Source organism: Gordonia sp. (in: high G+C Gram-positive bacteria) (assembly GCF_049299075.1).
Classification (GTDB): domain Bacteria; phylum Actinomycetota; class Actinomycetes; order Mycobacteriales; family Mycobacteriaceae; genus Gordonia.
Genome location: NZ_JBAQWU010000103.1, coordinates 1 through 9,324 on the forward strand (window position 1 = coordinate 1; position 9,324 = coordinate 9,324).

9 protein-coding genes and 1 pseudogene are annotated in these 9,324 nt (G+C 66.5%); 5 read left to right on the forward strand and 5 right to left on the reverse strand.

Annotated features, from left to right (window positions below; genetic code table 11):
- The 4 genes from WAW85_RS03345 to WAW85_RS03360 form a co-directional block, all read right to left on the reverse strand.
- On the reverse strand, positions 1-918 hold a 918-nt coding region (locus tag WAW85_RS03345), incomplete at its 3' end, for an amino acid ABC transporter permease (protein ID WP_422558235.1).
- A complete protein-coding gene (locus WAW85_RS03350) occupies positions 915-1,598 on the reverse strand; it encodes an amino acid ABC transporter permease (RefSeq protein WP_422558236.1) in 684 nt (227 codons plus the stop codon). The genes WAW85_RS03345 and WAW85_RS03350, both read right to left, overlap by 4 nt.
- The gene (locus tag WAW85_RS03355) at positions 1,598-2,608 is read right to left on the reverse strand and encodes a glutamate ABC transporter substrate-binding protein (RefSeq protein WP_422558237.1); all 1,011 of its coding nucleotides are present in this window, start codon (positions 2,606-2,608) and stop codon (positions 1,598-1,600) included. The genes WAW85_RS03350 and WAW85_RS03355 overlap by 1 nt, the downstream gene beginning before the upstream one ends.
- Positions 2,608-3,336, reverse strand: coding sequence for an amino acid ABC transporter ATP-binding protein (locus tag WAW85_RS03360; RefSeq protein ID WP_422558243.1), 729 nt, complete (start codon positions 3,334-3,336; stop codon positions 2,608-2,610). Before WAW85_RS03360 ends, WAW85_RS03355 begins: the two co-directional genes overlap by 1 nt.
- A gap of 154 nt (positions 3,337-3,490) precedes the next feature.
- On the opposite strand from WAW85_RS03360, the gene miaB reads away from it, so the two are divergent.
- Both miaB and WAW85_RS03370 read left to right on the forward strand, forming a co-directional pair.
- Positions 3,491-5,023, forward strand: a complete 1,533-nt coding sequence (miaB, locus tag WAW85_RS03365) for a tRNA (N6-isopentenyl adenosine(37)-C2)-methylthiotransferase MiaB (protein WP_422558238.1) — start codon at positions 3,491-3,493, stop codon at positions 5,021-5,023.
- 53 nt (positions 5,024-5,076) lie between these two features.
- Positions 5,077-5,754 carry a hypothetical protein gene (locus WAW85_RS03370; protein WP_422558239.1) on the forward strand — a complete coding sequence of 226 codons (678 nt, stop codon included), beginning with the start codon at positions 5,077-5,079 and terminating at the stop codon, positions 5,752-5,754.
- Positions 5,755-5,766: 12 nt separating this feature from the next.
- On the opposite strand, the gene WAW85_RS03375 is transcribed toward WAW85_RS03370, so the two are convergent.
- Positions 5,767-7,161, reverse strand: coding sequence for a DUF349 domain-containing protein (locus WAW85_RS03375; protein ID WP_422558240.1), 1,395 nt, complete (start codon positions 7,159-7,161; stop codon positions 5,767-5,769).
- 174 nt (positions 7,162-7,335) lie between these two features.
- On the opposite strand from WAW85_RS03375, the gene WAW85_RS03380 reads away from it, so the two are divergent.
- The 3 genes and pseudogenes from WAW85_RS03380 to WAW85_RS03390 form a co-directional block, all read left to right on the forward strand.
- The gene (locus WAW85_RS03380) at positions 7,336-8,079 is read left to right on the forward strand and encodes a hypothetical protein (protein ID WP_422558241.1); all 744 of its coding nucleotides are present in this window, start codon (positions 7,336-7,338) and stop codon (positions 8,077-8,079) included.
- The gene (miaA, locus tag WAW85_RS03385; protein WP_422558242.1) at positions 8,076-8,981 is read left to right on the forward strand and encodes a tRNA (adenosine(37)-N6)-dimethylallyltransferase MiaA; all 906 of its coding nucleotides are present in this window, start codon (positions 8,076-8,078) and stop codon (positions 8,979-8,981) included. Before WAW85_RS03380 ends, miaA begins: the two co-directional genes overlap by 4 nt.
- 10 nt (positions 8,982-8,991) lie before the next feature.
- Positions 8,992-9,324 (forward strand): annotated as a pseudogene (locus WAW85_RS03390) (diaminopimelate epimerase); the annotation flags it as partial.

The window sequence follows — 9,324 nt, forward strand, 5'->3', positions numbered from 1 at the left end:
GGGGTGGTTTGGCCGCACCGGATGGCTGGTGCCGCTGTAGCCGGGGACGTTCTCCATGGCCTTGAGATCCGCGACGTCCGGATCGGGAACATTGCGTTTGCGCTTACCGCCGCGCAGCCGCTTCTCCAGGTAGTTTGCCAACCCCGTCAGGCAGAAGTTGATGATGATCATAATCGCGGCGATCACCAGCAGCGAGGGCAGATAGTTGCCGTAGAACGAACCCGCCTTGATACCGGAGCGGACCACTTCGACGTAGCCGACGGCATAACCCAGGGCGCTGTCTTTGAGAGCGATCACCATCTGCGCCACCAGCGCGGGGAGCATGGCGGTGACTGCTTGGGGCAATAGCACCAGCATCATGGTCTGCGCTTTGCGCAGACCGATCGACTCGGCCGCCTCGGTCTGCCCGCGCGGCAGCGACTGGATACCGGCGCGCAGGATCTCGGCCAGGACGGAACCGTTGTAGATCGTGAGACCGAAGACAACGGCGGCGAACGCGAGCTGCGAGGACGGGAACACCGCGTAGGCCGCGAAGAGGAAATAGGCGAAGTAGATCAGAATCAGCACCGGGATTGCCCGGAAGATTTCGACCAGGAAGCCGCACACTCTGCGGACCCACGGGTGGTCGGAAAGCCGGCCGATACCCAGAAGCGTGCCGAGGATGATCGCCAGGATGATCGAGAGGGCGGCCGCCTTGATGGTGCCCCACAGGCCGGGAAGCAGCCATGTCGTCCAGGTGTCCCACTCGATGAAGGGCTTCCACTTCTCGGCTGCCAGCTGTCCATTGCGCGCCAGCACGATCAAGATCCAGGCCACCAGCGCGATGACCGCCACGGCAAAGACCGCCGTGATGATGCGGTTGCGGGCCTGGGCTTTGGGCCCGGGGGCGTCGTACAGAACCGTCGCGTTGGCACTCATCGCTTCACCGCCCAGCGCTTAGCCGCCCAGCCGAAGAGTGCGCCCTCGGCGAGCGTGATGATCATGAAACCGACCGCGAAGATCGCGAAGATGATCAGAATTTGATCAGCGAAGTTCTCCAACTCTTCCTTCATCAGCAGTGCCGCCTCGCCCACACCGATCACCGAGGCGATCGTGGTGTTCTTGGTCAGCGCGATCAGGACCGAGCCCATCGGCGCGATCACCGCCCGCAGTGCTTGCGGAAGGATGATCAACCCGAACACTTGACTGAAGCCCAGTCCGATCGAACGGGCCGCCTCCGCCTGGCCCAGGGGCACGGTATTGAATCCAGCCCGGAGCGTCTCGCAGACAAAGGTGGAGGTGTAGAGGATGAAGCCGAGGACGGCGAGACGGAAGTTGTTGTTCTCGATGAAGTTCGAGTTGTCGGCGGCCAGGGCCAGACCGAGGTTCTGGTACAAGCCGATGGAACACAACAGGATGATCAGGGTGAGTGGCGTATTGCGGACCACGTTCACGTACACCGTGGCAAACCAGCGCATCGCGGGAACGGGGGAGACCTTCATACCCGCCAGCAGTACACCCCAGAGCAGCGAGCCGATGGCCGACCAGAAGGTCAGCTGAATGGTGATCCAGAAGGCGGGCCATAGTGCCGGGCCCAACTCCTGCCAGAGTTCAGTCACTACTTGGCTCCTTCCGGGCAGGGCGTGGACGCGGCGTCCAGGAAGTTCAGATCCCCGGGCGTCGGGGTGAACTTGTACTTGGAACCGGGCGCGTCGGCGCGCGCGACCATATCGTCCACGGTGGCGTCGCCGAGTCCGGCCCGCAGACTTTGCTCCCAGGGTGAGACGGTGCCGCCCGGCGGTACTTCCATCATGAGTCGCAGAACCGCGTTGACCTGGTCGACCACCTCCGGATAGTCCTTTGCCATACCGATGCCGTAGTACTCGGTGGAGAACGGGGTGCCCGCTGTCTTCCAGGCGTCCTTGACGCAAACGTCCTGCGGGTAGGTCATCGACACCAGCTTGAACTCTCCGGCCCACCGGTTGGCGTAACCCGCCAAGAGAATCTCGTCGGTGGTGACGGCATCGACCTTGCCGCGGCGTAGCGCCTCCACGCACGACGAGTACGAGTCGTATTCCTGCAACTGCACGTCCGGCAGCAGGTTCTTCACATTCTGTGCCGGCGTCGAACCGGCTACCGAACAGAGCTTCTTGCCGTCGGACAGGTCGGTGAGCGAGGAGATCGAGTTGTCGTCGGCGCGGGTCAGTAGCCCCTGATAGGTGATCAGATACGGGCCGGCGAACAAGACGTCCTTCATCCGGTTGTTGGTGATCGAGTAGGTCGCCGCGATCGTATCGACCTCACCGTTGCGGATGAACGTCTCGCGCTGCGCGGATGGTGTCTCCTTCCAGGTGATCTTCGGATGCGGTACGCCCATCTGGTCGGCGAGAGTGTTCACCACGAAGGTCGACACCGAGGCGTCGAAGCCGGTGATGGCGCCCCCAGGGTTCTGGAGGCCGAGACCGGGTTGGTCGAATTTGGTGCCGAGAATGACCGACCCCGAGCGGATGCTGGATTCGAGATTCCGGGGCTCGGAACTGCCGCAGGCAGACAGGCCGGCGATCAGTGCGACCGCGGTGGCCAGCGCGGTGAGACGGACCGGTAGGCGAGCCATTCGTTGGCGGGCCATCAGTGGCCCAGGATCTTCGACAAGAAGTCCTGTGCGCGCTCGGACTTCGGTGCGGTGAAGAAGCTCTCCGGATCAGTGTCCTCCACCAGCTGGCCGTCCGCCATGAAGAGGATCCGGTCGGCCGCTTTGCGTGCGAAGCCCATCTCGTGGGTCACCACCACCATCGTCATGCCTTCGCGCGCCAGTGAGACCATCACTTCGAGGACCTCACTCACCATCTCGGGGTCCAGCGCCGAGGTCGGCTCGTCAAACAGCATCACCTTCGGCGACATCGCCAGCGACCGGGCGATGGCAACACGCTGCTGCTGACCGCCGGAGAGCTGCGCGGGGTACTTGTCTTTCTGGGCGGCCACGCCCACGCGGTCGAGCAGCTGGACTGCCTGCTGCTCGGCATCTCCCTTCCCGACCTTGCGTACCTTGGTCGGCCCCAGGGTCACGTTCTCCAGAATCGTCTTATGCGCGAACAAGTTGAAGGACTGGAAAACCATGCCGACGTCGGCGCGCAGTCGGGCCAGGTCTTTTCCTTCGGCGGGCAGCAGCTCACCCTCGATCCGGATTTCCCCGGAGTCGATCGGTTCGAGCCGGTTGATCGTGCGGCACAGCGTCGACTTGCCCGAGCCGGACGGGCCAAGCACGACGACGACCTGGCCGCGCGGAATCTGCAGGTTGATGTCTTTGAGGACATGTAAATCGCCGTAGTGCTTCTGCACGTCCATCATCGCGATCATCGGGGCGTCGCTGGGTTGGCTCATGACTTTGGACCCTAGTGGTGTGGCGGGGCCCGTGTCAGGGGGTCGCAGATTTCGATCGGGCGACAGCGGCGCTACCCGTGCGGGACGACCGGTCGACGACCCGATTTGCTAGCGCCCGTACCCTGGAAGGGTGAGTAGTGCCCTGGTTTCGGCTGCATCGCGTTCATACGCGGTGCGCACGTACGGCTGTCAGATGAATGTTCACGATACCGAGCGCATCTCGGGTCTACTGGAGGACGCTGGCTACATTCGGGCCGAGTCTGACGCCGACGCAGACCTGGTGGTTTTCAACACCTGCGCGATCCGGGAGAACGCGGACAACAAGCTGTACGGCAACTTGTCGCACCTGGCTCCGGTCAAGGCGCAGCGGCCGGGTATGCAGATCGCCGTGGGTGGCTGCCTGGCGCAGAAGGATAAGGACACGGTCCTGGCCAAGGCACCGTGGGTTGACGTCGTCTTCGGCACCCACAACATCGGTTCGCTCCCAGTGTTGCTCGAACGCGCCCGGCACAACGATGCCGCGCAGGTGGAGATCCTCGACTCGCTGGAAGCATTCCCGTCGACGCTGCCGGCCAAACGGGAGTCCGCCTACGCGGGCTGGGTCTCGGTGTCGGTGGGCTGCAACAACACCTGCACGTTCTGCATTGTGCCGTCGCTGCGGGGCAAGGAAGTTGACCGCCGTCCCGGCGATGTGCTCGCCGAGGTTCAGGCGCTCGTCGAGCAAGGGGTCCTGGAAGTGACCCTCCTCGGCCAGAACGTGAACGCCTACGGTATGTCGTTCGCCGACCCGGAGATCGGCCGCAACCGCGGTGCCTTTGCCGAACTGCTGCGCGCGTGCGGTGCCATCGACGGGCTCGACCGCGTTCGCTTCACCTCGCCGCACCCGGCCGAGTTCACCGACGACGTGATCGAAGCGATGGCGCAGACACCGAACATCTGCCCGCAGCTCCATATGCCGCTGCAGTCCGGCTCGGATCGGGTACTCAAGGCAATGCGCCGCAGTTACCGGCGGAGCAAGTTCCTGAACATCCTGGACCGCGTGCGCGCAGTGATGCCGGAGGCGGCCATCACCACCGATATCATTGTCGGCTTCCCCGGGGAGACCGAAGAAGATTTCCAGCAGACCCTGGAAGTGGTGGAGGCCGCCCGGTTCACCGGCGCCTACACATTCCAGTACTCGCCGCGGCCGGGAACCCCGGCAGCCACCATGGATAACCAAGTGCCGGCCGACGTGGTCACCGAGCGCTACCAGCGGCTGGTCGCGGTGCAAGACCGGATCTGCCTGGAAACCAACCGGGAGCTGATCGGCACCGGGGTGGAGCTGCTGGTGGTGACCAACGAGAACAAGAAGAGCGCGGTCAGCGGCCGGATGACCGGCCGCGCCCGCGACGGGCGCCTTGTGCATTTCGCCGTCGACGCTGCGCGGCGCGAGGCGATCCGGCCCGGCGACATCGTGCACACAGCGATCACCGCGGCCGCGCCATACCACCTGATCGCCGACGGCGACGTGACCGCACATCGCCGGACGAGGGCTGGCGACGCCCATGCTGCGGGCGTCACCCCGAGGACCGCGCCGGTCGGCGTCGGTCTGGGCCTGCCGGGTCTGGGCCGCACGACTAAGCCGGAATCGTCCAGCGCGTGTGGTACGGGCGGGTGCGGCTGACTCGGTCACGGCGGGACGCAGGTCGCACGACAAACATGAGGAGAGGGAAAACCATGAGTGAGCTTCCGGGCGAAAACGGCCAGTCGCGGCCGACGGCCAGTCAGGACCGGGAAACCCTGCGCGCGTACGAGAAGGATCTACGCAAAGCCGAGCGGAAGGTCGCTGGCGAGATCGATCCCGGGGTCCGCGCCTTGGTGGTGGGGCTGTGCGTGCTGGTCCTGATGATTTCGCTGCTGCTGCCGCATGCTGGCGCGGCGCGTGGCGTTGACGTGCTGACCATGCCGCAGACGGCCCTCGATGAGCGGGTCGCGCTGCCATCGCAAATCTTCATTTGGCTCGCGGTGGTCTTCGGTATCGGCTTCTCCATGGTGGCGCTGCTCACCCGGCGCTGGGTGATCGCCTGGATCGCGCTGTGCGGTTGCGCGGTCGGCTCGGTGGCGGGCATGCTCGCCATCTGGACGCGCAACACCACCGGTGTCGGCGGCATCGAGCCGCCCAGTACCGCCGGAGCCGGTCTGGTCTTGGGCTGGCTCACCATGATCGTGCTCACTTTCCACTGGTCACGCGTAGTGTGGTCGCGCAGCGCCTATCACATGGCACTGGAAGCCGAACGGCGCGAACAAGCCGCCATTCATGAGAACTTCAATCGCGCATTGCGCGATCGCCGGGCCTCCGGTGCGCCGTCGCGGTCGTACCGCGACGGGACCGAGCCGACGAGCGACGACACCTGACGCTCGCTGGCGTCAGCGGCCGGTGACCGCAGTCGTGGCTGCTTCGGCCCATTCGTTCCACTGGGCGGCCTGCGCGCGCAGGTCCTGAGCATCGGAGTCCCGGCCCGCGGCCACAGCCTTATCGGCCTGCTGGGTCAGCTTCTCGGCACGCTCGGTGAACTGGGCGGCGCGCGCCAACGCCTCCGGATCGGTGCGCGACCAGTCGGCGTCTTCCTCGGCCCGGAGGCGCTTCTCCAGCGCCCGGACGCGGGCTTCGAGCGCGTGGACCTGATCGCGCGGGACTTTGCCGAGCTCCTCCCAGCGTTCCCGGAACGTCCGGAACGCGCGGCGGGCCCCCTCGAGGTCCTTGGCCGGGACGATGGACTTCTCAGCATCGGCAAGCAAGGCGAGCTTGGCGGCAGCATTCTCGTCGAACTCGGCATCGCGCTCGGACTGCTCGGCGTTGCGCGCGCCAAAGAACACATCCTGTGCTGCTTTGAACCGGGTCCACAGTGCGTCGTCAGTGTCGCGGGGGGCCCGCCCGGCGGCCTTCCACTGCGCCATCAAGTCACGGTATTTGCTCGCGGTCACGGCCCAATCGGTCGATGAGGAGAGGGCCTGCGCCTCGGCGATCAACTCTTCTTTGCGGGTTTTGACTCCGGCGCGATCGCGGTCGAGTTCGGCGAAGTGTGCGCCGCGACGGCGGTTGAACGCATCTCGGGCATTGGCGTAACGGCGCCATAGGGCATCCTCGGCCTTCTTGTCCGAGCCCCGGACAGTGCGCCATTCGTCGAGAATCTCGCGCAACCGGGTGCCGCTGGCCTTCCATTGAGTGGATTCAGCGCCGATCTGCTCGGCCTCCTCGGCGAGTTCGGTCTTGCGGGCCAGCGCGGCCGCCCGCGCGGCGTCCCGTTCGGCCTTGACCTCGCCGGTCAGGGCGCCAGCCCGCTCGACAATGGTCTGCAAACGCGTCGTCAGTGAGTCGATGTCGCCGATCACCTGCGCGGTCGGCAGCGCATCGAGCAGATGCTGGGCGGCAGTCTGGGTTTTGCGGGGGTCCCCGGAGCGAGCATCCAGCCGCTCCTCGAGGATCTCGGTTTCGGTGGCCAGGTCGGCGAATTTGCGGGAAAAGTGCGCGAGTCCCTCGGCGGGCGTCCCGGCCTGCCAGGAACCGATCTGCCGCTCGGTCTCGCCAACGATGAGCCATACGGTGCCGTCGTCGTCGACGCGGCCGAACTTGGTGGGATCGCCGATGTCGACATGATGCACCGCGACCGCCGGATGCTGGCCGCCGCTCGGTCCAGGTCGAGGGCCAGGTCGGGGACCGGGGCGCGGTCCCGGGCGGGGCGCGGGCTCCGTGCTTTCGGTGCCGGGCTGGTTCGGGATACTGGGCTGGTTCGGGGTATTGGGCTGGTTCGGGGTACTCATCGATGGTCGCCTCATTCTTGTCGCTCGCGCCGCGCGTCACGGCTGCCGGAACCGGGCCTCGACCCCCGGTGGGTCGACGCACGGTTCATCATGTCCGTTGTTCATTCAAACAGTTCCCCGGACGGTATGGGGCGGCGCGCACGACATTGCCGGGGCAGCGGTAGCGTCGGGGGCGTGTTGGCGCATATCGCGGTTGTCCCGAGCGCACCCCTCCTGGTGCCCGAACTCGCCGGTCCCCAGGCTTTCGACACCGCGCCGGTGCGCGCGGCGGCCACCGCCGCGGTACGCCGGTTGGCGACGCACGCGGGACGCTGGGTGGCCGTCGGTGTCGCCGACCGTCCGTTGGGTGGCCCGGCCCGGGTGACCTGCACTGACCACGGCGACTTCGGGGCGTACGGCGTACCGATCCGAGTGCAGATTCCGCGCGCCGCCGGTGCCGAACCTCCGCCACTAGCGATGCTGCTGGCAGGCTGGCTCGGCGCGCAGGCCGCGCAGGCGCCGTCGTCGATCACGCCGTGCATCGTCGATCCGGACCTGGCGCCGGATGTTGCGCGGCAGGTGGGTCGCGACCTGGGCTTCGGTGATACCGATCCAGTGAACCTGCTGGTGGTGGCCGACGGTGCAACGGCGCTCAGTCCCGGCGCGCCGGGCGGCGGAGAACGGGAATCGGCGTGGGCGCTACAGCGCCGGATTGACGCGGCGTTGGCTGCTGCGGATCCCGCCGGATTGGCCGGACTCACCGTCGCCGAGTGTGTCGCCGAGGGGGTGGGTACGCGCGTGGCCTGGCAGGTCCTCGCTGGCGTCTTGGAGTCACTCGCTGCGTGCGGCATTCCGGTGACCAGCGAGATCTCGTATGCCGCTGCTCCTTTCGGTGTCGGCTATACCGTCGGTAACCTCACTCCGCAGGGTGCTCGATGAGCGCCCGACCAGTGGCGGTAGTCGGCCCGACCGCAAGTGGGAAGAGCGACCTGGCGCTCGATCTCGCTGAAGAACTCGGCGGTGAGATCGTGAACATTGACGCCATGCAGCAGTACCGGGGCATGGACATCGGGACCGCCAAGCTGCCGGTCGCTGAGCGTCGCGGTATCGCCCACCACCAACTCGACGTCCTGGACGTGACCGAGACGGCCACCGTCGCCGGCTACCAGACGGCGGCCGCTGCCGATATTGACCGGCTGCTCGCCGCCGGAAAGACGCCGGTGATCGTCGGCGGTTCGATGATGTACATCCAAGGACTGCTCGACGGGTGGCAATTCCCGGCGACCGACCCTGCAGTGCGCGCCAAATACGAGACGCAGCTCGAGGAGATCGGCGCGCACGCCCTGCATCAACGACTGGCCGTGGTGGATCCGGTGGCGGCCAACACTATTCTCGACACCGACGGCCGCCGGATCGTGCGGGCGCTGGAAGTAGTGGAGCTGACGGGGCAGCCATTCGCCGCGTCCGCACCGCAGATCGGCGAACCCCGCTGGGGCACCAGGATTCTGGTCCTCGATCGGGAGACGGCGGCGCTGGACGCGCGGATCGACGCGCGCACCACCCTGATGTTCGGGCAAGGACTGGTCGACGAGGTTGCCGCGCTGGCCGACGTCGGGCTCCGGATGGGAAAGACCGCCTCCCGGGCCATCGGATACGCGCAGGCGCTCGCCCACCTGGACGGCGAATACGACCTGGACACCGCGCGCGAGCTCACCTTTATCGGCACCCGTCGGTATGTGCGTCGCCAGCGATCCTGGTTCCGGCGCGATCACCGCGCGAGGTGGCTCGACGCCGGGGCGCCGGACCTGACCGCGCGGGCGCTCGACGCCCTCGACTCGTAAACTCGGTCGGGTGACCACTTCACCCCTGCGTTTCGCCAAAGGCCATGGAACCCAGAACGACTTCGTGATCCTGCCCGATCCGGACGCAGACCTGGACCTGGACGTCGCGCTGATCGCCGCACTCTGCGACCGGCAGCGCGGCCTCGGCGCCGACGGTCTGCTGCGCGTGGCCAAGTCCGGGGCGCTGGTGCAGGCCGGTGTGCTCGCCGAACTGCCCGCCGGCGTCGGCGCGGACGACTGGTTCATGGACTACCGCAATGCCGATGGTTCGATCGCCGAGATGTGCGGCAACGGCGTCCGAGTCTTCGCGCACTACTGTCGCGCCGAAGGGTTGGTTGACGCC

What these genes read in the sequence shown, in the direction of transcription:
- WAW85_RS03355 (WP_422558237.1), bottom strand. Translation starts at nt 2,608, where the DNA reads ATGGCCCGCCAACGAATGGCTCGCCTACCGGTCCGTCTCACCGCGCTG.
- WAW85_RS03360 (WP_422558243.1), bottom strand. Translation starts at nt 3,336, where the DNA reads ATGATCGCGATGATGGACGTGCAGAAGCACTACGGCGATTTACATGTC.
- WAW85_RS03370 (WP_422558239.1), top strand. Translation starts at nt 5,077, where the DNA reads ATGAGTGAGCTTCCGGGCGAAAACGGCCAGTCGCGGCCGACGGCCAGT.
- WAW85_RS03375 (WP_422558240.1), bottom strand. Translation starts at nt 7,161, where the DNA reads ATGAGTACCCCGAACCAGCCCAATACCCCGAACCAGCCCAGTATCCCG.
- miaA (WP_422558242.1), top strand. Translation starts at nt 8,076, where the DNA reads ATGAGCGCCCGACCAGTGGCGGTAGTCGGCCCGACCGCAAGTGGGAAG.